At 58.6% G+C, this 23,651-nt stretch carries 19 protein-coding genes and 2 pseudogenes; 11 read left to right on the top strand and 10 right to left on the bottom strand.

Going from position 1 to position 23,651, the window contains the following annotated elements:
- The first annotated feature begins 9 nt into the window (after positions 1-9).
- Genes ACFJI2_RS30790 through ACFJI2_RS30780 form a run of 3 tightly spaced genes read left to right on the top strand, consistent with a single transcriptional unit; the run spans position 10 to position 2,015 of the window.
- Positions 10-669, top strand: coding sequence for a LysE family translocator (locus tag ACFJI2_RS30790; protein WP_377703219.1), 660 nt, complete (start codon positions 10-12; stop codon positions 667-669).
- A 10-nt stretch (positions 670-679) separates the two neighbouring features.
- Complete coding sequence (trpC, locus tag ACFJI2_RS30785; RefSeq protein WP_377703218.1) at positions 680-1,480, top strand: indole-3-glycerol phosphate synthase TrpC; 801 nt, start codon at positions 680-682, stop codon at positions 1,478-1,480.
- A gap of 19 nt (positions 1,481-1,499) precedes the next feature.
- Positions 1,500-2,015, top strand: a complete 516-nt coding sequence (locus ACFJI2_RS30780; protein WP_377703217.1) for a hypothetical protein — start codon at positions 1,500-1,502, stop codon at positions 2,013-2,015.
- Positions 2,016-2,026: 11 nt separating this feature from the next.
- Here ACFJI2_RS30780 and ACFJI2_RS30775 read toward each other — a convergent pair whose 3' ends face one another.
- On the bottom strand, positions 2,027-2,596 hold the full coding sequence (locus tag ACFJI2_RS30775; protein WP_377703216.1) for a GGDEF domain-containing protein: 570 nt from the start codon (positions 2,594-2,596) through the stop codon (positions 2,027-2,029).
- A 272-nt stretch (positions 2,597-2,868) separates the two neighbouring features.
- Here ACFJI2_RS30775 and ACFJI2_RS30770 point away from each other — a divergent pair, with 272 nt between their 5' ends.
- From ACFJI2_RS30770 to ACFJI2_RS30750, 5 genes are all read left to right on the top strand, one after another.
- Positions 2,869-3,894 carry a restriction endonuclease gene (locus tag ACFJI2_RS30770; protein WP_377703215.1) on the top strand — a complete coding sequence of 342 codons (1,026 nt, stop codon included), beginning with the start codon at positions 2,869-2,871 and terminating at the stop codon, positions 3,892-3,894.
- 299 nt (positions 3,895-4,193) lie between these two features.
- The gene (locus tag ACFJI2_RS30765) at positions 4,194-6,425 is read left to right on the top strand and encodes an ATP-dependent endonuclease (protein ID WP_377703214.1); all 2,232 of its coding nucleotides are present in this window, start codon (positions 4,194-4,196) and stop codon (positions 6,423-6,425) included.
- The gene (locus ACFJI2_RS30760) at positions 6,407-8,305 is read left to right on the top strand and encodes a UvrD-helicase domain-containing protein (RefSeq protein WP_377703213.1); all 1,899 of its coding nucleotides are present in this window, start codon (positions 6,407-6,409) and stop codon (positions 8,303-8,305) included. Before ACFJI2_RS30765 ends, ACFJI2_RS30760 begins: the two co-directional genes overlap by 19 nt.
- Before the next feature lie 53 nt (positions 8,306-8,358).
- Positions 8,359-9,315, top strand: a complete 957-nt coding sequence (locus tag ACFJI2_RS30755) for a hypothetical protein (protein WP_377703212.1) — start codon at positions 8,359-8,361, stop codon at positions 9,313-9,315.
- Positions 9,316-9,382: 67 nt separating this feature from the next.
- Positions 9,383-10,750 (top strand): RES family NAD+ phosphorylase, encoded by a 1,368-nt coding sequence (locus ACFJI2_RS30750; RefSeq protein ID WP_377703211.1) that lies wholly within the window; start codon positions 9,383-9,385, stop codon positions 10,748-10,750.
- Positions 10,751-11,066: 316 nt separating this feature from the next.
- Here ACFJI2_RS30750 and ACFJI2_RS30745 read toward each other — a convergent pair.
- The 4 genes and pseudogenes from ACFJI2_RS30745 to tnpA (ACFJI2_RS30730) all read right to left on the bottom strand — a co-directional run.
- A pseudogene (locus ACFJI2_RS30745) lies at positions 11,067-11,492 on the bottom strand (transposase); the annotation flags it as partial.
- 83 nt (positions 11,493-11,575) lie between these two features.
- Positions 11,576-13,117 (bottom strand): IS66 family transposase, encoded by a 1,542-nt coding sequence (tnpC, locus tag ACFJI2_RS30740; protein ID WP_377700834.1) that lies wholly within the window; start codon positions 13,115-13,117, stop codon positions 11,576-11,578.
- A gap of 29 nt (positions 13,118-13,146) precedes the next feature.
- Positions 13,147-13,494 carry an IS66 family insertion sequence element accessory protein TnpB gene (gene tnpB / locus ACFJI2_RS30735; RefSeq protein WP_377700833.1) on the bottom strand — a complete coding sequence of 116 codons (348 nt, stop codon included), beginning with the start codon at positions 13,492-13,494 and terminating at the stop codon, positions 13,147-13,149.
- Positions 13,491-13,877, bottom strand: coding sequence for an IS66-like element accessory protein TnpA (gene tnpA, locus ACFJI2_RS30730; protein WP_377700832.1), 387 nt, complete (start codon positions 13,875-13,877; stop codon positions 13,491-13,493). Before tnpA (ACFJI2_RS30730) ends, tnpB (ACFJI2_RS30735) begins: the two co-directional genes overlap by 4 nt.
- A 424-nt stretch (positions 13,878-14,301) precedes the next feature.
- Here tnpA (ACFJI2_RS30730) and tnpA (ACFJI2_RS30725) point away from each other — a divergent pair, with 424 nt between their 5' ends.
- The 3 genes from tnpA (ACFJI2_RS30725) to tnpC (ACFJI2_RS30715) are packed head-to-tail and all read left to right on the top strand — an operon-like array spanning position 14,302 to position 16,603.
- Positions 14,302-14,688, top strand: a complete 387-nt coding sequence (tnpA, locus tag ACFJI2_RS30725) for an IS66-like element accessory protein TnpA (protein WP_377700832.1) — start codon at positions 14,302-14,304, stop codon at positions 14,686-14,688.
- Complete coding sequence (tnpB, locus tag ACFJI2_RS30720; RefSeq protein ID WP_377700833.1) at positions 14,685-15,032, top strand: IS66 family insertion sequence element accessory protein TnpB; 348 nt, start codon at positions 14,685-14,687, stop codon at positions 15,030-15,032. Before tnpA (ACFJI2_RS30725) ends, tnpB (ACFJI2_RS30720) begins: the two co-directional genes overlap by 4 nt.
- Before the next feature lie 29 nt (positions 15,033-15,061).
- Complete coding sequence (gene tnpC, locus ACFJI2_RS30715; protein ID WP_377700834.1) at positions 15,062-16,603, top strand: IS66 family transposase; 1,542 nt, start codon at positions 15,062-15,064, stop codon at positions 16,601-16,603.
- A gap of 661 nt (positions 16,604-17,264) precedes the next feature.
- Here tnpC (ACFJI2_RS30715) and ACFJI2_RS30710 read toward each other — a convergent pair.
- The 5 genes and pseudogenes from ACFJI2_RS30710 to ACFJI2_RS30690 form a co-directional block, all read right to left on the bottom strand.
- Positions 17,265-18,196, bottom strand: a pseudogene (locus ACFJI2_RS30710) (IS3 family transposase); the annotation flags it as partial.
- A gap of 63 nt (positions 18,197-18,259) precedes the next feature.
- Positions 18,260-18,991, bottom strand: a complete 732-nt coding sequence (locus tag ACFJI2_RS30705) for a hypothetical protein (protein WP_377703210.1) — start codon at positions 18,989-18,991, stop codon at positions 18,260-18,262.
- Positions 18,991-20,811, bottom strand: a complete 1,821-nt coding sequence (locus ACFJI2_RS30700) for a M61 family metallopeptidase (RefSeq protein ID WP_377703209.1) — start codon at positions 20,809-20,811, stop codon at positions 18,991-18,993. Before ACFJI2_RS30700 ends, ACFJI2_RS30705 begins: the two co-directional genes overlap by 1 nt.
- Before the next feature lie 2 nt (positions 20,812-20,813).
- Positions 20,814-21,389 carry an NTP transferase domain-containing protein gene (locus ACFJI2_RS30695; RefSeq protein ID WP_377703208.1) on the bottom strand — a complete coding sequence of 192 codons (576 nt, stop codon included), beginning with the start codon at positions 21,387-21,389 and terminating at the stop codon, positions 20,814-20,816.
- Positions 21,389-23,650, bottom strand: coding sequence for a molybdopterin cofactor-binding domain-containing protein (locus tag ACFJI2_RS30690; protein ID WP_377703207.1), 2,262 nt, complete (start codon positions 23,648-23,650; stop codon positions 21,389-21,391). Before ACFJI2_RS30690 ends, ACFJI2_RS30695 begins: the two co-directional genes overlap by 1 nt.
- Position 23,651: the final 1 nt, after the last annotated feature.

The raw sequence follows: 23,651 nt of genomic DNA, 5'->3' as shown, positions 1-23,651 counted from the left end.
GGGAACGCAATGTTCGGCATCCACGACCTGACCCTGTTCATCGTTTCCGGCCTGCTGCTCAATATCATGCCGGGGCCGGATACCCTGCTCATCATGGCGCGCAGCGCCACCCAGGGCTGGCGCGCGGGCTGCGCCGCCGCGCTGGGCATCGGCGCCGGCACCATGGTCCATGTCACCGCCGCTGCCGTCGGCCTGTCCGCGCTGCTGTCCACCTCGGCCATGGCCTTCAGCGTGGTGAAGTGGGTGGGCGCAGCCTACATCGTGTACGTGGGCATCGGCATGCTGCGCGCGAAGCCGAAGACTGAAGACGGAGAGCCGTCCGCCGCCGCGGGCCATGCGGCCAGCGCCCTGCCCGCCGCGTCGAACCGCCGCATTTTCGCGCAAGGCTTCCTGACCAATGTGCTGAACCCCAAGGTAGCCCTGTTCTTCCTGGCCTTCGTGCCGCAGTTCATTTCCGCCGATTCGCCCAACAAGGCGCTGGCCTTCCTCATCCTGGGCTGCATCTTCAACTTCAACGGCATGCTGTGGTGTAACGGGCTGGCGGTGTTTACCGCCTTCGCCAGCGCGCGCCTGAAAGTCCAACCGCTGGTGGCACTGTGGCTGAACCGGGTGACCGGCGGCCTGTTCCTGGCACTCGGTGCGCGCCTGGCGCTGTCCGAACAACATTGAAAGCAAGACCATGTCCGACATCCTGAACAAGATCCTGGCCACCAAGGCCGACGAAGTGGCGGCGGCCAAGAAGCACCGCAGCCTGGCCAGCCTGCGCGCCGAAGTGGAAGGCGACGCGGAACTGCGCGCCAATCTGCGCGGCTTCGAAGCGAACCTGCGCAAGAACATCGCCGCCGGCAACGCGGGCGTGATCGCCGAGGTGAAGAAGTCGTCGCCATCGAAAGGCGTGCTGCGCGCCGACTTCCGCCCGGCCGAGATCGCCGAGAGTTATGCCAAGCACGGCGCCTCCTGCCTGTCTGTGCTGACCGACGTGCACTATTTCCAGGGCGCCGACGACTACCTGAAGCAGGCCCGCGCCGCCTGCGACATCCCGGTGCTGCGCAAGGACTTCATGATCGATATGTACCAGATCTATGAAGCGCGCGCGATGGGCGCCGATTGCATCCTGCTGATCGTGTCCGCACTGGACCATGGCCTGATGGCGGAGATGGAAGCCTGCGCCCACGAACTGGGCATGGGCGTGCTGATCGAGTCGCACGACGGCGAGGAGCTGACCGCCGCGCTCAAGCTGAAAAGCAATCTGATCGGCATCAACAACCGCAATCTGCGCACCTTCGAGACCTCGCTGGACACCACGCTGAACCTGCTCGGCCGCATCCCAGCCGAGCGCCTCGTGATCACCGAATCTGGTATTCTGAACAGTGACGACGTGCAGCGCATGCGCAACGCGAATGTCCACAGTTTCCTGGTGGGCGAAGCCTTCATGCGCGCACCGGATCCGGGCGCGGAACTGCGCCGCCTGTTCAGCTAAACACTCCGGGAGGCCCGCCATGGGCAAATTACAGCACACCACCGCGTCGGGCCTCGCGGTGATGATGTGTGCATCCCTGCTGGCCTCTTGCGGTAAAGAACCTCCCCGGCGCACCGAAGCGGCCACGCGGCCCGCCGCCATCCCCCGCACACCCTTGCCGGCCGAACAAGTGCCGGTGCCGCCGCTGCCGCCCCCCATCCACACGCTGGACGATTACAAGCGCGCGCTGGCGGCCAGGATCCTGGCCGCCACGCCGGACGGTGCGTTCACCGGCGCGCTGCCGCCACTGCTGACGTCCATCGTGGTGGTGGAGGCGAAAATCGGGCGCGACGGCGACCTCGTCAACCTGCGCGTGGTGCGCTCGCGCGACCAGAAAGCCAGCAACCTGGCTCTGGCGGCCATGCGCGCGGCCGAGCCTTATCCCAAGCCGGGCAAGCTGATGGAAAGCCATCACAAGACCTTCGATATGTCCGAGACGTTTTTGTTCAACAAGGATTACCGCTTCCAGATCCGTACGCTGGCGCCGGTGCAGTGAGTGGCGCGCGCTCAGGCCAGTTCCACCCGGTCGCGGCCGTTTTCCTTGGCGCGGTACAGGGCCGCGTCGGTGCGGCCCAGCAGGCTGTCCAGCGACTCGTCGCGCGACACATGCGTGCCGATGCCGATGCTCACCGTGCAAGGCGGCAGCTGGTCGTTCCAGCCGGTGCGCAGCGCGTCGCGGATGCGCTCGGCCACCATCACTGCGCGCGGCACTTCCGCGTCCGGCAGCAGCACCACGAATTCCTCGCCGCCGAAGCGCGCCACGTAGTCGCTCTCGCGCAAGGCCTGGCCGATGAGGTTGGCAATCTGCACCAGCACCCGGTCGCCCATCACGTGCCCGTAGCGGTCGTTGATGGCCTTGAAGTGGTCCAGGTCGATATTCATCAGCGACAGCGGACGCCCCTCGCGGCCCAGCTGCACGCGCTGCTTGCTGTAGAAGATGTCGAAGCCGCGCCGGTTCAGCACCCCGGTCAGCGGGTCGTGCGTAGAACGCTCTTCGAGGATGCCCTGCAGGCGCCGCATGGCCATCATCAGGAAGCCGACCGCCAGCATCAGCGACATGAAGCTGGCCACCGCCATGAACACATTGTTTTGTAGAAATACAGATTATTGTGGTCACGGCCAGCCCACTCTCCCAACGGATAGCCCGACGAAGAGCTTATGCCTACCTCCATAGCCCTGCGATTCGCCCTCCGGCCAAATCCTCGACTGCTCACTCGTGGTACAGAGTTTAGGTGTAGATATTGTGACAACTTGCTATGAACGGCGTAGACTGGAACGCATTCAAGCGACATCACTACCTTAGACCGGTAGGTTCGCCTATCGTTAAATAAATTTTTTGAGAGGAAAGAATGGGCGGGATCTCTTTTTCAGCGCAGCACTTGCCTGACCTTTTGTCGGAGACGGCAGGATATAAAGCCGGACTAACGCTTTCGGTTGAACAGATGTGCGATCTATTTTCAGGTACGGAATACGCAGACATAATTCAACAGGCTGAAAAACAGGGCATAAGACTTCGGTCTGAAGAATGCGAGGAATTATTTTACGCTTTATATCATCGTATCGGATATACCGAGGAAGAGTACCGAGGCTGGATGGTTGAAAGTGCCCGGCTCTTTCACAAATACAAAGGTGATCCAACACAACTAAAGCTCTATACAGATATCTCCGACTTATTTGTTAAACGATGGCAAACGATGCTCGAAGACGCAGCTAAGAAAGGTTCAAAGTCACTTGATCCAGAGCCGATGCTCCTCGAAGCAAGAAAAAAATTCGGAAATGCCGGGCTGAAGATTATGTGGGAGAAAATAGAGATAATGGATAGAGCCCAACGACTTTCTCCTCACTCCACGCCTCAATATGAGGAATCCCACTCAAGCATTTCTCTCGATGGATTGTATGACGGCAATGCACCAAAGCCCGAATTCGGAACATATATAGATCAAAGATACATAAATTTTTTGTATAGAAACCCAGATAAACTCGCAGTCATGCATTGGCGGAAGTTCGAGGAGCTCACCACTGAATTTTTTCACCGAGAAGGATACCAAGTCGAACTTGGTCCTGGGACCGATGACGATGGTGTCGATGTTAGGATTTGGAACCCTAAAGATGTGACAAGCAATCCGCCACTTTGTATCGTCCAGTGTAAGCGAACAAAAGCAAAAGTAGACAAGCTAGTGATCAAAGGGCTATACGCGGATGTTGAGCACTTCAACGCTAAGCAGGGTTTAATTGTAACAACTTCGGAACTAACTCCGGGGGCGCGTGCCACTATTACGACAAGAGGCTACCCAATAGAAGAGGTGAACAAGACTGGAGTGTACGAATGGCTGACCAAACTGCGCGTGTGCGGCACCGGTATAGTGCGGATATAGTGCGGCTCGTCACGATGCGGCCAGGTGGTGTGGCTACATACCATCAATGTCATGCCTACCGAATTTTCATTGTGAGATATCAAGTCTAACAGAGGGAATTGCTGGCCCTACTGATTGGCAGGATACCCGGTCTACTATGGGACTAGTTCTCGCAGGAAACTCTCTGTGCGCCCTTCGTAGTCACCAGGAAAGTGTCTCCTGTGACATTCTGTGTATTTTTTCCCATTGGCAAGATGCTATTCTCAGTAACGTTTTGTTCACGCCCATTAGTGGTGAACGTCCATTCCTGAGAGAACGCCGTGAAGCTCATAAAACTCCATATCAAAAACTTCCGATCACTCAATAATCTTGAGGTTGACCTCGAAGAGTACCTCTCAATCATCGTTGGCAAGAACAATTCAGGAAAGACGTCGCTCCTACTAGCGCTGGAGCGGTTTCTAGGAGGGGCGCAAGCGCGCTTCGAACTGGACGACTTCAATATCGACTTTCAAAAACACCTCGTTGAGTTAGCAGAAAATCGTGTGCAGCCAGACGATCCCTATCCTTTCTGCGGTATATCGTTAAGACTATTTATTGAGTACGGCAGCGATGACGACTTAGCGAATGTAGGTAACAAAGTCATCATGGATCTTGATCCAGATAACCGATGGATAATTTTGGATTTTCTCTACCATCTACCGTCAGAGAACCTCGACATTCTTAAGCGAGACTTCGCCGCGCAGCGCACAAAAAAAGGGCCAAAAGCCAAAGAAGCACTTGCTTTTCTGCAGGACAGCTTTGGTCGCTACTTTAAGGTCTCGCGTCGAAGTGTGCGATTCGATCACATAACGCAGAGCGTGCAAGAAGCCACTTACGTCGACTTAGCCAAAGAAGAAGTGCGGGTCGAAGACATCATTTCGTTCAAGCGCATCAACGCGCGACGCTCCGTCTCGAATAAAAATTCGGACCATAGTCTTTCCACGATGTCGGCAAAGATCTACTCAGCAATGTCTGAGGATGCTGGCACCGAAGAGGTCTTTGAAACATTCAAGGAAGCCCTTGGAGATACGGATGGCAAGCTTGATGTGATATACAGCGATCTCTTCAAAGATGTCATTTCCGATGTCCAGCGATTCGGTGGAATTAAGGAAGGCGAAACGCAAATCAAGATCAAGTCAACGTTGCAGCAACGCGAACTTCTGGAGGAAAACACTACGGTAATGTATGGCCAAGGTGCGGAACCTCATACGTTACCAGAGAGTCACAACGGCTTAGGCTATCTAAACCTTATAAGCATCATCTTCGAGATCAAGATAATCCTGAATGAATTCAAACGAGGCAAGCAACCGAAGCCTGCCGATATAAATCTATTGTTCATTGAAGAACCTGAAGCGCACACTCACCCACAAATGCAAGCTGTCTTCATCAAGAACATCAAAAAATTGATCGGTAAGACGATAACGAATGCTCATGGGATTACGAGGCCCCTCCAGACCCTTCTGTCGACCCATTCATCACATATCGTTGCCGAATCAGACTTCGACGACATCAAGTACTTTTTGAAGAGCAGCTCTGGTACTCGGTCACGGAGCCTTCGGGATCTGGATCAGCTCTATAAAGCTGCAGGGAAAATAGGCTATTACAAGTTCCTTAAACAATACCTAACGCTTCATCGCTCCCAACTCTTCTTCGCGGATAAAGCGATTTTGTTCGAAGGAGATACAGAGCGAATTCTCTTACCGGCGATGATGCGCAAGGTAGATATTCAAGATGAAATGAGCGCCTGGGAGAAGGGTGTACCGGCTCCCCTTCCACTACTCTCACAAAATATATCGCTAGTTGAGGTTGGCGCTCACGCACAGATCTTTGAGATTTTTTTGGACTTTATTGGAGTCAAATCGCTAATCATCACAGATCTAGATGCGGCAATTGAGAAGCCACGTCTTGACGATAGCGGAAAGCCAAAGCACAACAAAGAGGGGAATGCAATCGTGGATCCATGTGCGCATGCGGTTGAAGGGGCGACCCGCACAACCAATTACGCGCTTCAGTTCTTCTTCGGTGTTGGTCCCGAATTGCCGTACTTCATAGGGCTCACTGCCGCCCAAAAGACTGTCCACAAGAATGAAGCAACTGGCGCGTGGGCGCCGCACCCTGACGGCCGTGTTATGTGCATCTATCAAGTTGTAGAGTCTAACAAAGAAGAAAAGCAGTACCACGCTCGCAGCTTTGAAGATGCGTTCTTCCACATTAATCGCCCGTTCATGAGCGAAGCAATTGACGCCGATGGCGACGTAGATTCGGCCAAGTTTCCGAGCTTGGTCGGAAAACACTTAAAGCCCTACTTAGCCGGAGGCGACTCCTTTGAGATGGCGGCAAACGGCATTACCAAGAAACCGTCCTTTGCAATCGAGATTCTTCTCAACAGTCAGACAATCAAGTCGAACAAGCAAGACCCTATTGGTGAGCAAAAAGAGTTCGACGTAGAGTTCAGCAATTGGCTGACTCCTAAATATATTGAGGAGGGCCTCTCATGGGTCAAACTGGGGTAGAACTTGAGCCTGAAGTCATCCAGGTACTAGAACATGTCGATGCGGGTAGAAGCTTTCTATTGAGCGGCGGTGCCGGGAGTGGCAAGACTTATTCCTTAGCCCAGGTAATTGGAGAATTCCTTCGGCGCGATCCGGCTTCGTCCATTGCCTGTATTACCTATACCAACGCTGCCGTTAGGGAGATCGAGTCGCGCATCTCTAGCGAGCGTCTTCACGTCAGCACCATCCACGATTTCTTGTGGTCTGCGATCAGCCCTTATCAGTCAGAGTTGCGCAAGGTCCTGATCGACCTAACAAATGGCGATACTCCTCTAATCAATCCCGGCAGCCTCGAGGTCACGGACGAAATATTGGATGGAAAGGCGATACAGTACAAGGAATACAGAATTTTAGACAAATGGATTGTTTCACATGACGAAGTGATCGTCCTTGCGTGCGCAGTCTTCGATCGATACACGAAGATCCGCGATATCTTGCGCGACAAATATAGATACATTCTTGTTGACGAATACCAGGATACCGCTGTTGACGTCATCAAGATTCTTCTCGACTACCTTCCGCAGAGCTCCCGCAAAGGCATTTGCGGCTTCTTCGGTGACGCGATGCAGTCGATCTATGATGATGGTATCGAATCGATCAAAGACTATGTTGACAGCGGAAGCGTAAGCGAAGTAAAAAAAGAACAGAATCGCCGCAACCCTCGCTTAGTTTATGAGTTAGCCAATCGGCTCCGCTTTGATGGGCTTCAGCAACATGCGTCCAATGATGAGAAAGCGCCCAACATGAGTGAAGGAGCAGTGAAAGAAGGAACGATACGTTTTTACTATTCCGAGGGCGACACAAATAAACTTGGCGACGTTCGCGCTGATTTGAAGTGGGACTTTGCTGACGTGCTTGAAACTAAGGAGCTGAATCTGACCCACAATCTGATAGCTCCACAAGCCGGGTTCAATGAACTCATGGAAATCTACGATAAGGACTGCGTCCTAGCGTTCCGCGATCGTATAGTTAAGCACCTAAAAGAACATGACGACGTCAGCAAATACGACGGGATGTTGTTTGGAGAGGTGGTCGCTGCAGTTCAAGAGGGCAAGACCGGCCCAGCATTGAAAACTGTAAGCCCAACTCCAGCCATGAATGTCTTTATCGCTGCCCATCCGCATCTCCTGGAGGACGCAAAGAAATGCAATTTCCTTGAATTCCGTCGGATGTATGTCGACAAAGATCAGCTCATTGACGATAAGAAGCACAGCGAAGCTGATATCGCGCGGAAAGGTTCGCAGCGATGTGACTTCATCAAGCACGTGTTCAAAATCCTAGCGGTGGTTCATCTATATGAAGGGCGACAGTACAATGAGTTTCTGAGGAGAACAGAATTCCGCCTGCACCGCCACAGCGATAAAGCACGTCTTCGTGCCTGCATTGACACCATTATTTCGATGTCTGGCGGCCCAATTATCGATGTTATCGAGTACGCTCACCAACAAGGTCTATGCATAAAAGACGACCGATTTGAAGATTTTCGCAATCGAAAGAGCTACCTCTTCAAACGATTAATTGAAGTTCCATGCGCAGCCTATCAGAAACTCTACGACTATTTGGAAGGGCGTACCGCATATTCAACACAGCATAAGATCAAGGGGCTAGAGTTCGAACGCGTGCTGGTCGTTTTGGACAATGGGAACTGGAGCAAGTACAACTTCAATTATTTGTTTGAGGGCGGCGGCACCGACACAGTCCGGCACCGCACTCAAAAGCTTTTCTACGTTTGTTGCACGCGTGCGAAGGACTTTTTAGCGGTCTATTTCCGTGATCCATCGCCAGCCACCATCGCAAAGGCAGATGATTGGTTTGGGTCGAACAACGTGATCAAGCTCTAACTGCTGCGACTACTAGTTGACCAGCAACATAATCCCTTACTTTCCGGATAGCTATGCCTGAATACAAATACGTGAGTCAGAACGGACATAACCTCTACTGCCATTTGGTTGCTGTACCAGCTTCGGCGTTGTTTCATGAGTTGCACAGTTCCCCGCTGGCGCATCCTGCAGATTTGCTCTCAGAGAAGCTTAAGGAGGTCGTTGACTTGTACGTCCGCTTGGCGGATGACGTAAGGGATGGCGAAGCCAATGCGCATCGTGCTGACCTGACCAAGGCTCTAGTACTGTGTGTGAACGAGTTTTACGACCAACTCTTTCTTATCATAAAGTGTCTGACGCCACCTGGGTCTACTGAAGGACAACGGCAAGCGGATATTCTGTCGCTCCTTCGCGACTCCAACGGCGCCGTGCTCAACAAATTCTATGCTCCGACGAAGGGAGAGCACAGCCTCATCCGTGATATCGCAAATGTCCTCAAGCATCAGCCGTCTTCGATTGGACTTCTACAGGTCGTGAACCATCGAGGCGTGTCAGTCCAAGGTTTCGTTGTCCAAAGTGTTATTGGTCCTGACGATTTGCGTGGACCAAATCGTCAAATCCATCCGATGTACAGATTGAAGGTCAATACAGGCATCTCGTTCAATCACTTCCTGCTCAATGTCTTAGGTCGGATGTTTAGCTATATGGAGCGCTTGGACGCGGCGCTTTTTACCACATCGTCCCCAACGGCTGAGTGCCATCTTGCGAACCTAGATCTCCTGCTTGAGACCGCGCAGACGATTGAGTATGAGTTCTTCCCAGACGAATATAAAAAGCCTCTTGCTCAGCTGACGACACGGCGGGAGACTAAGGTTGTGACGTTCCCATACAGGAGCCGTCCTGTTCGCGGTGAAAACCCTGACCATATCCAGTCTGTAAATTCTCATGCACTCATAAATCCTAGAACTTCGAGGTCTCATCAAATGCTGCCTTACTTGCAACTCACTAGACCTGATAGCGACTGGGTGTAATCGACGAGCACTTCTACAATGAAGGCACCGCTTTCGCCCCCTTAACTTGACTTGTAGGAGCCTTTCGGTGCCTTTCGATCAAAGAATCTGTTCAAACTGCATTCGAGACGAGCATTTGAAGCAAGAGATTGCTCAAAAAATTGGAGAGCTAGATGAATGCGCCTATTGCAATGCCAGCGCCCCAACTATCAGCATCTGGGACCTTGCGACTCGCTGTGACGATGTAATCGACGTATTCTTCGAAGTATCGAGCCTGACCATGGCAGTGGTCCATTTTGATCGGACACCAGAAGGAGGAGACCTAAGTACTATCCTGCATAAGTTAACGGGACTCGACGGCGCGGCGTTAGAAGACCTCCATGAGGTACTTTCAGACCACTGGTTTGATCGCGATTCGCAAGAGGAGAAATACGGCGAAGACCCGTGGTTTGTAGAGGCATCTGAAACTACGGCTCAAATAAGCCTTGAGTGGGAGCAAATGGAGCGATCACTAAGAGATACTGCTCGCCTCTTCAATCCTGCCGCAGCCAGATTGCTGGAAAAGGTCTTCGGTCCCGTCGTGGAAGATCGCACTCATGAGGGAGACTCGGTAGTAATAAAGGTCGGGCCTGGCCATCCGATTTCCTCACTGTCCAGAGCCAGAGAGTTTGAAACACTTCAAGAACTCCAGGATGCTCTCAACCATCCCGAGTCCAAGCTGGGGCCACCTCCTGTTGGAAGAGGAAGCGCGGGCCGCATGAACTGCGCCGGAATCCCCGTATTTTATGGCGCAACAAAGGCATCTACTGCGATCGCAGAAGTGCGTCCAGCAGTGGGCGCCAACGTGGCAGTTGCGGTTTTCAATATCATTCGCGAGCTTAGTCTCTTGGATCTGTCGAAGCTTGGTGCTCTCTCACTTGCAGACGCAAGTAAGTTCTCTCCCATCACAGTAGAGCGTGCTACAAGAAGAAATTTTTTGGCGACCTTAATTGGTCGCCTGACGATGCCTGTTTTACCAGGGATGGCTAACAATGATTACCTCATTACGCAAGCAATCGCGGATTTCTTGGCAACCCACCCTAACCTGAACATTGATGGCATTCTCTTCCCATCTACCCAAGACGCTAAAAAAGACTCTAGTACGAGGAACGTCGTTCTTTTCCGAAAAGCCTCAACTGTCCTCCGATCTGAGCCCGAATATCGCGAGACCGCTACAGCATACTTAATGGAATATGACGAGCACTCAGCTTGGCTCTCTCCCAGTATCGAGAGCCGGCCTCTAGCAGAGGATCAACAGCAGATATTCAGGTGGCCAGGAGAAGAAGATAGATTCGAACCAGCCTTGGAGTTGGACCGCAACCTTATTACGATTCACGAAATCGAGGCGGTAGAGTATCGAACTGTCGAGAACCGCGTAGTTCATACTTTCAAAGAGCTACCTCAAAAGAAATCTTAGTAGCCAAAAGAAAGGAGATGCATTGTGTCCAGTTTCTTCGGCGAGCGAACTGCCGAATATGCGATAGTTCCAGTACTTCAGCGTGCTCTTAAAAGCCGCTTCGGATCGGCACTTCCACTCTTCTACTGGAAAACGCGTGAAGGGAACCGAACCTCATCTGAAATTCACGGAAAATGCTTTGTCAAAGTAGTAGCAATGTTCGCTCGTCGCCCAAAGATAGCAGCACAGGAAAACGTAAGCGTCCGCTCAGCGCCGTCTTGAGTGCCTTGGCAATTTGATCGATGATGGCATCACACCGCTGGGAAGCGGCGTAATCTCAGAGGGCTGCTGGCAGGCCGCAGTTCCACGGCAAGAATTCATCAACCCGGTTGACGGGATGATCGGCGATATGCGTCAGCACATGGCGCAACCAAGCTTCGGGGTCGACACCGTTCAGCTTGGCCGTCCCGATCAACGAGTAGATCGCGGCGGCGCGCTCGCCGCCGCTGTCGGCGCCGGCAAACAGGTAGTTGCGGCGGCCTATCGCTACGCCACGCAAGGCGCGCTCGGCCGCCGAGTTGTCGATCTCGATGGCGCCGTCATCGCAATAGCGCAGCAGCGCCGGCCAGAGTTTGAGCGCGTACAGGATCGCCGCCGCAGTGTCGGACTTGCGCGACAGCGTATCGAGCGTGGTGCGCAGCCAGTGTTCCAGGTCATCGAGTAGCGGGCGCGAGCGGGCTTGCCGAACCTGCCTTCGTTCGTCGGTAAGCGTCCGCTCAGCGCCGTCTTGAGTGCCTTGGCAATTTGATCGATGATGGCATCACACCGCTGGGAAGCGGCGTAATCTCAGAGGGCTGCTGGCAGGCCGCAGTTCCACGGCAAGAATTCATCAACCCGGTTGACGGGATGATCGGCGATATGCGTCAGCACATGGCGCAACCAAGCTTCGGGGTCGACACCGTTCAGCTTGGCCGTCCCGATCAACGAGTAGATCGCGGCGGCGCGCTCGCCGCCGCTGTCGGCGCCGGCAAACAGGTAGTTGCGGCGGCCTATCGCTACGCCACGCAAGGCGCGCTCGGCCGCCGAGTTGTCGATCTCGATGGCGCCGTCATCGCAATAGCGCAGCAGCGCCGGCCAGAGTTTGAGCGCGTACAGGATCGCCGCCGCAGTGTCGGACTTGCGCGACAGCGTATCGAGCGTGGTGCGCAGCCAGTGTTCCAGGTCATCGAGTAGCGGGCGCGAGCGGGCTTGCCGAACCTGCCTTCGTTCGTCGGGAGGTTTGCCTCGGATATCTGCCTCGATCACATAGAGCTCGGCGATCCGGCGCAATGCCTCGGTGGTCAGCGCCGTCGGTCGCGCCGCGTGCAGGTCATGGAACTTGCGTCGCGCGTGCGCCCAGCAGGCGGCTTCGCGGATCGTTCCATTTTCAAACAAGGCATTGAAGCCAGCATACGCATCGGCTTGCAGCACGCCTTCGAACTTGGCCAGGTGGGTCTGCGGATGAATGCCCTTGCGGTCGGGCGTGTACGCAAACCAGACTGCTGGCGGTGCGGTGTCGCCCGAAGGCCGGTCGTCACGCACGTAGGTCCACAAGCGCGCCGTCTTGGTTTTTCCGTTGCCGGGCGCCAGCACAGGGATCGGGGTGTCGTCGGCATGCAGCTTCGACGCTGCCAGCACGTGGCGCCGAACGGCGTCAACTAACGGACGCAGCAGTGCGCTGGCCGAACCGACCCAGCTCGCCAACAGGGCGCGGTCAAGGTCGACGCCCTCACGGGCATAAATGACCGACTGGCGATACAGCGGCAGGTGATCGGCAAATTTCGCCACCAGGATGTGGGCCAGCAGGCCGGGACCGGCAATGCCGCGCTCAATCGGCCGGCTCGGTGCCGGTGCCTGGACGATCGCATCGCAGCAGGAACAAGCAAGCTTGGGACGCACATGGCGGATCACGCGGAAGCTGGCCGGCACGAAATCCAGTTGCTCGGCCACGTCTTCGCCCAGCGGCCGCAGGCCGCCACCGCAGGCCGGGCAGGCGTCGGCCGCTGGCGCATAGACCTTCTCGTCACGCGGCAGGTGATCGGGCAGAGGCCGACGCACCGATTTTTTGCGCGGCGCCTGGTCGGCCGCCGGCATCTCGCGCGCCGCCTCGGCCTCGTCGGCCTGCAGGTCTTCCAGTTGCAATTCCAGCTGCTCGATCTGGTGGTCCAGCTTTTCCGACTTGCGGCCGAACTGCATGCGCCGCAACTTCGCGATCTGCAGCTTGAGGTGTTCGATCTCGACGGCGCGCGTGTTCAGTTGTTCGCGCAGACCTTCCACCACCTCGTTTTGAGCGAGCAGCAGCGCCTTCAAGGCGGCGATTTCGTTGGGCAGGTCGGCTGGGCTGAGCATGCGCCGAGTTTACGCGAGGCGTATCACGTTTACAAGGCCGAGGTTGGTTTCCAAGTTCGCTCGGGGCGCCGCCAGTCTATGCCCTCGAGCAGCATCGACAGCTGCGCCTGCGTCAACGCCACCGAGCCGTTGCTGGCCTGCGGCCAGATGAAGCGGCCACGCTCCAGCCGCTTGGCCAGCAGGCACAGCCCGTCACCGGTCCACCACAGTAATTTGATGAGATCGCCGCGCCGGCCACGAAACACGAAAACGTGCCCGCTGAACGGATCTTCCTCCAGCGCCGTCTGCACTTTGGCAGCCAGCCCATTGAAGCCGGAGCGCATGTCGGTGGTGCCGGCGGCGAGCCAGACCTTGGTGCCAGCGGGCAGGCCGATCATCGTAGAACCCGATCCAACACTTGCGCCAGCGCAGCGGCATTGGGCTGACCTTCGATCCGCACGCGGACCTGGCCCAACTCCAACACGATAATGCCGCTGGCGTCGGAGGTGTCGTTATTCGGAGCAGGCGCCGTTGGCGCCAGCACCACCGGCAACAAGCCATCATCCCGCATTAACGCAGGCACGCCGAGGCGCCCTTGCTCATAGAGACGGCGCCAGCTGAACACCTGGTTAGCGTTGACGCCGTGCTCGCGCGCGATGCGCGCGACCGAAGCGCCCGGCTCCAGCGACAGCGCCACCAATGCGCGCTTGAACTCGAGCGGGTGCTGGCGGTAGTGGCCGCGTGGATTCTTGGAAATGATCGGTTGAAAATTTGTGTCCATAATCGAAAATTGTGGGCACAACGCTGTGCCAAAATTCGATCATGGATTACGCTGGTCAGGCAGTCCAGACGGCGCTGGGAAGACGCTTACAGGAAAACTGCATCTGGGGAAAGATCAATTCCGAGCTATTCAAGTTTGCAGACGCTTCACGCGCAGTAGGAATCCCGTGCATAGCGGCATTTCCGGCGGTGGCCACTCTTTGCGATCTTTATAGTGACCCACCTATTTTTTGGCTACCACTTGACCGACCAGACGAGGGAGAACTTGTTTTCTTTACGGATATCGGACCTCCCCCCGTAGCGCTAAAAGATGAAGAAGGTCGTCCAATTCGAACGTAAGCGTCTTCCCAGCGCCGTCTGGACTGCCTGACCAGCGTAATCCATGATCGAATTTTGGCACAGCGTTGTGCCCACAATTTTCGATTATGGACACAAATTTTCAACCGATCATTTCCAAGAATCCACGCGGCCACTACCGCCAGCACCCGCTCGAGTTCAAGCGCGCATTGGTGGCGCTGTCGCTGGAGCCGGGCGCTTCGGTCGCGCGCATCGCGCGCGAGCACGGCGTCAACGCTAACCAGGTGTTCAGCTGGCGCCGTCTCTATGAGCAAGGGCGCCTCGGCGTGCCTGCGTTAATGCGGGATGATGGCTTGTTGCCGGTGGTGCTGGCGCCAACGGCGCCTGCTCCGAATAACGACACCTCCGACGCCAGCGGCATTATCGTGTTGGAGTTGGGCCAGGTCCGCGTGCGGATCGAAGGTCAGCCCAATGCCGCTGCGCTGGCGCAAGTGTTGGATCGGGTTCTACGATGATCGGCCTGCCCGCTGGCACCAAGGTCTGGCTCGCCGCCGGCACCACCGACATGCGCTCCGGCTTCAATGGGCTGGCTGCCAAAGTGCAGACGGCGCTGGAGGAAGATCCGTTCAGCGGGCACGTTTTCGTGTTTCGTGGCCGGCGCGGCGATCTCATCAAATTACTGTGGTGGACCGGTGACGGGCTGTGCCTGCTGGCCAAGCGGCTGGAGCGTGGCCGCTTCATCTGGCCGCAGGCCAGCAACGGCTCGGTGGCGTTGACGCAGGCGCAGCTGTCGATGCTGCTCGAGGGCATAGACTGGCGGCGCCCCGAGCGAACTTGGAAACCAACCTCGGCCTTGTAAACGTGATACGCCTCGCGTAAACTCGGCGCATGCTCAGCCCAGCCGACCTGCCCAACGAAATCGCCGCCTTGAAGGCGCTGCTGCTCGCTCAAAACGAGGTGGTGGAAGGTCTGCGCGAACAACTGAACACGCGCGCCGTCGAGATCGAACACCTCAAGCTGCAGATCGCGAAGTTGCGGCGCATGCAGTTCGGCCGCAAGTCGGAAAAGCTGGACCACCAGATCGAGCAGCTGGAATTGCAACTGGAAGACCTGCAGGCCGACGAGGCCGAGGCGGCGCGCGAGATGCCGGCGGCCGACCAGGCGCCGCGCAAAAAATCGGTGCGTCGGCCTCTGCCCGATCACCTGCCGCGTGACGAGAAGGTCTATGCGCCAGCGGCCGACGCCTGCCCGGCCTGCGGTGGCGGCCTGCGGCCGCTGGGCGAAGACGTGGCCGAGCAACTGGATTTCGTGCCGGCCAGCTTCCGCGTGATCCGCCATGTGCGTCCCAAGCTTGCTTGTTCCTGCTGCGATGCGATCGTCCAGGCACCGGCACCGAGCCGGCCGATTGAGCGCGGCATTGCCGGTCCCGGCCTGCTGGCCCACATCCTGGTGGCGAAATTTGCCGATCACCTGCCGCTGTATCGCCAGTCGGTCATTTATGCCCGTGAGGGCGTCGACCTTGACCGCGCCCTGTTGGCGAGCTGGGTCGGTTCGGCCAGCGCACTGCTGCGTCCGTTAGTTGACGCCGTTCGGCGCCACGTGCTGGCAGCGTCGAAGCTGCATGCCGACGACACCCCGATCCCTGTGCTGGCGCCCGGCAACGGAAAAACCAAGACGGCGCGCTTGTGGACCTACGTGCGTGACGACCGGCCTTCGGGCGACACCGCACCGCCAGCAGTCTGGTTTGCGTACACGCCCGACCGCAAGGGCATTCATCCGCAGACCCACCTGGCCAAGTTCGAAGGCGTGCTGCAAGCCGATGCGTATGCTGGCTTCAATGCCTTGTTTGAAAATGGAACGATCCGCGAAGCCGCCTGCTGGGCGCACGCGCGACGCAAGTTCCATGACCTGCACGCGGCGCGACCGACGGCGCTGACCACCGAGGCATTGCGCCGGATCGCCGAGCTCTATGTGATCGAGGCAGATATCCGAGGCAAACCTCCCGACGAACGAAGGCAGGTTCGGCAAGCCCGCTCGCGCCCGCTACTCGATGACCTGGAACACTGGCTGCGCACCACGCTCGATACGCTGTCGCGCAAGTCCGACACTGCGGCGGCGATCCTGTACGCGCTCAAACTCTGGCCGGCGCTGCTGCGCTATTGCGATGACGGCGCCATCGAGATCGACAACTCGGCGGCCGAGCGCGCCTTGCGTGGCGTAGCGATAGGCCGCCGCAACTACCTGTTTGCCGGCGCCGACAGCGGCGGCGAGCGCGCCGCCGCGATCTACTCGTTGATCGGGACGGCCAAGCTGAACGGTGTCGACCCCGAAGCTTGGTTGCGCCATGTGCTGACGCATATCGCCGATCATCCCGTCAACCGGGTTGATGAATTCTTGCCGTGGAACTGCGGCCTGCCAGCAGCCCTCTGAGATTACGCCGCTTCCCAGCGGTGTGATGCCATCATCGATCAAATTGCCAAGGCACTCAAGACGGCGCTGAGCGGACGCTTACATTCGAACTGTATCTCTTGAAAAATTGTTCGATGAAGTTGCGGAGAAAGCAAAAATATTCTCATGGGATGAGGCAATGGGGCACATTGCTAGGCTCCGAACCGAAGATCACCGAGAAACTGAAAGCTTCTTCGGATTTCGCTGGTTTGGAGGATACAAGCCAGTGTACTTTCTTATAGTTCACAATAGCAGCGATTAGCTGTACTAAGTCAAATTTGATCTGACAGCGCACGTCCGTTCAAGTTGAGTCGAGTCCTTTTCCGTGATCGACAGGGTTCGACTGCGGTTTCAACCGGTCGACCTCCGGGCAATTGCTAAGAGCCCCACAGAGGAATCGGCAAAAGCAGCAAAGCCGGCATCAGAATAAAGAGTTAAGCAGTGAGGGGGCATAAATGCAGGGCGAAGAAATGAATCAGGAGCCAGATTGGAAAAGCTGGCTTAGGGAGTGGTCAAGCACAATTTATCCAGAAGACGAGGCGCTGCTTCGGTCCATTGAATCGGGCAGTGGCGTTCTTGATGGGGTCATGTCCCCCCTGACGAAGGCCATGGTTAAGAGCTATGGATGTACTGGTGTCGACACACGCCGGCTCATGCTCGGCTCAAGCCGGTGCTCAGTCAAAAAGTCGCGCCAGTCTTTGCTGGTGAACTGCGTGCCCTGATCCGAATGAACCATCACAGGATCTGCGGGCTTACGCCGCCAAACCGCCATCAGCAGCGCATTCATCGCCAGCTCAGTATCAATCCGTGAACGCATCGACCACCCGACGACCTGACGTGAAAACAGGTCGAGTACCACTGCCAGGTATAGCCAGCCTTCATGGGTTCGAATGTAGGTTATGTCCGTCACCCAGACCCGGTTTGGCTCAAGCACGTCAAATTGCCGCTGCAGATGATTTGGCGCTACTACTGATGGCACGCCGCCACCTTTCCACTTGCGCTTGCCGTATCCGGTCTGCGAGCGCAAGCCCGCTGAGCGCATGATGCGGTGAACGCGATTGATCCCGCATCGTTCTCCCAAGTCTCGCAGATCCTCGGACACCTTGCGGTAGCCGTAAACCGCGCCGCTTTCCAGCCATGATTGTTTAATGTGACCGAGCAGGCGCTTGTCCTCCTTGGCCCGCTTGCTTTCCGGCTGAAGGCACCATGCATAGAAACCGCTGGGATGAACTCCCATCATCTTGCACAAGCGCCGCACCGGAAATTCGTCCTGTACTTCCTGAATGAAGGCGTACCTTACCCGGACGTCTTGGCAAAGTACACCGCGGCCTTTTTCAAGATGTCACGCTCCTCGGTCACGCGCTTCAGCTCGGCCTTGAGTCGCCGCATCTCGTCAGACTGCGCGTCTTGGGCTTTGCGCTCCACCTCTGGCACGCCATACCGTTTTGTCCACGCATAGATGCTGTGAATGCTGACGCCAAGCCTTTCAGCGACCTCGGCCGCTGGGTGCCCGCGCTCAACAACCTGCTTGATCGCAGCGACCTTAAATTCTTCCGTATACCGCTTCCCGCTCATTATTTCTCCTTTGCCTAAATTATGGCTCAGGAGTGTCTACAATGGTCGTGGCGATTCAACTAGCTAACGGCGACCAAAGGATTCGAGGACATGTAGCATGTCGTTCTTGGTCACGGAAAATCGTCCGAACAGAGGCGCAGCTTTAGACAAAGGCTCTATGCTATCGGGGGTAAACGATGACCAATTTTGTATTTCTACAAAACAAGCCACCAGCGGGCCGTTGCGCAGCGCCTCCATGTTGACCGCGTCGACCGAGAGCGCGGTCACCAGGCGCGCCAGCACGGCAAGCGCCTGCACCGTCATCAGCGCGCCGAAAAAGCAGTATGAGAAATGACGCATGCCGTGGCGCCACACCAGCCAGCACTGCACGGCATAGAAGATGAATGCGGCCAGCGAAAACACCGCGATGCGCGCGCCCAGATGCGGCTGCGCCAGCAGCAGCCAGCCGGTCAACAGCATGCCCACCAGCCACACGCCATGAAACAGGCCCCAGGCGGGCCGCCGCGCGAAGAATTCCTGCGTGCCTATCATGCTCAGGCCCACGCCCCAGAACATCAGCGCGCTGCCCGCCAGTATGGCTGCATTTTCCAGCGCCGCTCCATGCAGGGAGAACGCGATGCCCGCGCCGACCACGCACAGCAAACCCAGCGACCAGCGGTCCAGGCCGCGCACTTCGCCGCGGAAGCTGCGGTGCACCGACAGCATGACCATGCTCATGACGCTGCTCATCACAGTCGTCATCAGCAGCAGGGTCCGCAGATCCAGTTGCAGGGCCGACGCGGGCCAGAAGCTCATCAACGGGCCGCGCCGGGCCGCAGCGGTAAGGTTTTCTTGCCGGCGGCTTCCAGCGCCAGCGTGACGGTCGGCACGCGGTCGCCCTGCAGGGTCACGCGGAAGGTGTGCAGCTCGTCGCGCCGGAAGGCGTGCACCTCGACGGCTGCGCCCACCTTGTAGCGCGACAGCAGCGTGTCCAGGTTGCCCGGCGTGACGCGCAGCCCGTCGATGGCCACCAGCAGGTCGCCGGCGGACAGGCCGGCCGCATGCGCGGCGCCGCCTTCGTGCACGGCCGCCAGCTTGGCGTCCGCGCCGTCGCGGCCGAGATTGGCGTCCAGGCTGGGCTTGGCCGATTTGCGGTCGTCGCTGTACTTCACGCCGAACGGCGCCAGCAATTTCGCCAGCGGCAGGTCTTCGGTGCCGCGCACGTATTTGTCGAAGAAGGACTTCAGCCTGGCGCCCGCCACTTCGTCGCACAGCGCTTCCACCTCAGCCGGGGTAACGCCCGCGCCGCGCGCCGCGCCTTCGTAGAAATCGCGCCCGTAGCGCTGCCACAGCGCCTGCATCACATCGTCCAGCGATTTCTTGCCGGCGGTCTTGGCGCGGATGGTGAGGTCGAGCGCCATGCACACCAGCGAACCCTTGGTGTAGTAGCTGACGATGGCGTTGGCGGCATTCTCATCCTGGCGGTAGTACTTGCCCCAGGCGTCGAAACTGGAATCGGCCACGCTCTGCTTCAGGCGGCCGGCGCCGCGCAGCACGCCGCCCACGGTTTTGCCCAGCAGCTTGTAGTAGGCCGGCTCGCCGATGATGCCGGCGCGCACCAGCATCAGGTCGTCGTAGTAGCTGGTGCCGCCTTCGAACAGCCAAAGCAGCGGCGTGTAGTTTTCCGTGCTCAGGTCATACGGCGCGAACGCGGCCGGCTTGATGCGCTTGACGTTCCAGGTGTGGAAGTACTCATGGCTGCACAGGCCGAGGAATTTCAGGTAGCCCTCGCTGATCTCCGCGCCCTTCGGCGTGGCGGCGGTGGGCAGGTCGGCGCGGGCGCAGATCAGGGCGGTGGAGGCGCGGTGTTCCAGGCCGCCGTAGCCGTCGCCGACGGCCATGGTCATGAACACGTAGCGGTTCATCGGCGCGCGCCTGGTCTTCGGCTCGAAGAAGGCGATCTGGGTTTCGCAGATGGCTTTCAGGTCGGCGCACAGGCGCGCCATGTCCAGGCCCGGCACGCGGCCGGTGATCACCACGTCGTGCGGGACGCCGTGCGCCTTGAAGGTGGCCAGCGCGAAGTCGCCCATCTCCACCGGATGGTCGATCAGCTCATCGTAATTGGCGGCGGCGTAGGTGCCGAAGCCGTAGCGCCTGGCCTTCAGTTCCGGCAGCGCGGTGGCCACGCGCCAGGTTTTGGCGGCCGGGTCGGCCGGGCGCTGGATGTCCACCACGTGCTGGGCATCCTCCTGCCCCGCCACGCGCAGGAACACGCTGGTGCCGTTGAAGAAGGCGTGGGTCTGGTCCATGTGGGCGGCGCGCACCGACAGGTCCCAGGCATAGACCTCGTAGACCACGGTGAGCCTGCCGCTTACCGGCGCGGCTTGCCAGGAGTGCTTGTCCACCTTTGTCAGCGGCACGGCCTGGCCGCCGGACTCGGCGCGGATGCGCACGATGTTGCGCGAGAATTCGCGGATCATGTAGCTGCCCGGTATCCACGCCGGCAGCGACAGCAGCTGGCCTTCCGGCGCCGGCTGCTCCACGGTCAAAGTAACTTCTAACATGTGGCCGGCCAGATCCTTGCCGACGATGGCGTAATGGACGCCTGGCTTATTCTTGCTTGTAGTTTTTTTCATTTCTAGTCCTTGGGGGGCAGGTCGGCCGGGGTATCGATGTCTTGCAGGATGCCGCTGTCGTCCACCTCCAGCTCCGTCACTGCCGAATGCTTCAAAATGCCGCGCGCGCCCTGGTCGCCCTCCAGCGCCAGCAATTGCGGCAGGTACTGGCGGCTGAACCCGACCGGGTTGCCGCGCCGGCCACGGTACATGGGCGCGGCGATGCCTGCGCCTTGCTCCAGGGCGGTTTTCAGTGATTGTATTGTAGATGGCTGCACATGGGGCATATCGCCGAGCGCGACTATCCATCCGTACGTGTCGCGGGCATATCCGACGGCATGCGCCAGCGAGGCGGCCATGCCGGTATCGGCTAGCGGACAGGTAGTGACTTCGCAGCCCAGCGCCAGCAATTGCGCGGCCACGGCGTCCGCGCCGGGACGCACCACCGCCACCACGCGCGGCAGCACGGCCAGCATGTGGCGCGCGCTGCGCACCACCACGGCGTCATCGCCCAGTGTCTGCAGCAGCTTGTTGCGCTGGCCGGAAGGATCGAAACGCTTGCCCCTCCCGGCCGCCAGCAGGATGCCGCAAATGCTCACTAGGCCTTGGCCGTCTTGGCCAGGTCGAACGGCAGCGTGCGCAGGCGCTTGCCGGTGAGCTTGAAGATGGCGTTGGCGTAGGCCGGCGCCAGCGGCGGGAAGCCCGGTTCGCCCATGCCGGTGGGCGGTTCGGTCGATGGCACGATGCTGACATCCACTAGCGGCATGTCCGGCATGCGCGCCACCACGTAGTCGCCGAAGTTCTGCTGCTCCACCTGGCCGTCCTTCAGCGTGATGGCGGCGCCCGGCAGCGTGGTGCCGACCGCCATCAGCACGGCGCCCTGCACCTGGGCTTCGATGGTCAGGGGATTGACCGCCGTGTTGCAATGCACGCCGGCGGTGACCGTGTGCAGATGCGGCACGCCGCCTTTCACCGAGGCGGTGACCACGTAGGCGACCACGGTGCCGAACGACTCGTGCACCGCCACACCCCAGGCCTGGCCTTTCGGCAGCGTCTTCTTGCCGTAGCCGGATTTGGCCACCGCCAGGTCCAGCGCGGCGTGATGGCGCGCGTGCTTGGCGTCGATCACCTGCTTGCGGTAGGCCACCGGGTCCATTTTCGCCGCGTGCGCGGCTTCGTCGATCAGGGTTTCCATCACGAAGGCGGTGTGGGTGGAACCCACGGAACGCCACCACAGCACCGGCACATTGGCCTTGGCGTTGTGCACGGACAAATTCATCGGCAGGTCATACGGCTCGCCCATGCCTTCGATCATGGTGGCGTCCACGCCGTCCTTCACCATCATAGGCTCGAACGGCGAGCCGGTGATGATGGACTGGCCCACGATGCTGTGGTTCCAGGCCAGCAGCTTGCCCTTGGCGTCGAAGCCCAGCTCCGCGCGGTGCACGTGCGCCGGACGGTAATAGCCGCCGCGGATATCGTCCTCGCGGCTCCAGATGATTTTCAGCGGGCCGGACTTGCCGGCCGCCTTGTAGGCCAGCGCCACATTGGCCGCTTCCACCAGGTAGTCCGACGTCGGCACCGCGCGGCGGCCGAAACCGCCGCCCGCCATCATGGTATGCAGCGTCACCTGCTCCGGCTTCAGGCCGGCCGTGCGGGCGATGGCCATCTGGTCCAGGGTCTGGAACTGCGAACCGGCCCATACTTCGCAGCCGTCCGCCTTCAGGTCGATCACGCAGTTGAGCGGCTCCATCGGCGCGTGCGCCAGATAGGGGAACTCGTAGACGGCGGTGACCTTCTTCGCGGCCTTGGCCAGCTTGGACGTGTCGGCCTTCTTCACAGGCAGGCCGGGCTTTTGCGCCAGCGCCTTGTATTCAGCCATCTGCTTGGCCGTCGTGACCTTTTCCACCGCGCTGGTATCCCACTCCAGCACCAGCGCCTCGCGGCCCTGCTTGGCGGGCCAATAGCCGTTGGCGATCACGGCCACGCCGCGCCCGCCCCGGTCGGTGGCCACTTCCAGCACGTCGATCACGCCGGGGATGGCCTTGGCCTTGCTGGCATCGAGCTTGGCCACCTTGGCGCCGAACACCGGCGGACGCGCCACCACGGCCACCTTGGTGCCCTCGGGCTTGAAGTCCATGCCGAACTGCTGCTTGCCGGTGGATTTGGCTTGCGCGTCCAGGCGCTTCACCGGCTGGCCGATGATGACGAAGTCTTTCGGGTCCTTCAGCTTGACGGTGGCCGGCACCGGCTGCTTCATGGCTGCGTCGGCGAAGGCGCCGTACTTGGCTTGCTGGCCGCCTGGGCCGATCAGCATGCCTTTCGAAGTGCGCACCTGGTCCGGGCTGACCTTCCATTCGGCCGCCGCAGCAGCCACCAGCATGGCGCGCGCCTTGGCGCCGATTTCGCGGTACTGGATGAAGGAGTGGGCCACGGTGCCCGAGCCGCCGGTCATCTGGATGCCGAAAGCCGGGTCCTTGTACTGCTCGCCCGCGTCGGCCAGTTCGCCGCGCATCTGCGCCCAGTCCACGTCCAGCTCTTCGGCGATCAGCATCGGCAGCGCCGTCTGCACGCCCTGGCCGAACTCCAGGCGGTTCACCTGCACCGTGACGGTGTTGTCCGGCGCAATGCGCAGGAATGCATTCGGCGCATAGACCTTGGCCGGCGCCGCCGCTTCGGCCGCGCGCGCCATCTTGTTGCCGCCGCTGACGAAGAAGCCCAGCACCAGGCCGCTGCCGGCCAGCGCGCCGGCCTTCATGAAGGAACGGCGCGACAGGCCCGCAGCCTGCTCAGCCACGGCGCCGCCCACGCTGCCTACGCTGCCCATGGCAGTCCCTTGATTCAACCATTCTTTGCGCATG

The sequence above is a fragment of the Pseudoduganella sp. UC29_71 genome, from assembly GCF_042693265.1.
In the GTDB taxonomy this organism is placed as follows: Bacteria; Pseudomonadota; Gammaproteobacteria; order Burkholderiales; family Burkholderiaceae_D; genus Rugamonas.
This window is presented reverse-complemented; position numbering and strand designations above follow the sequence as displayed.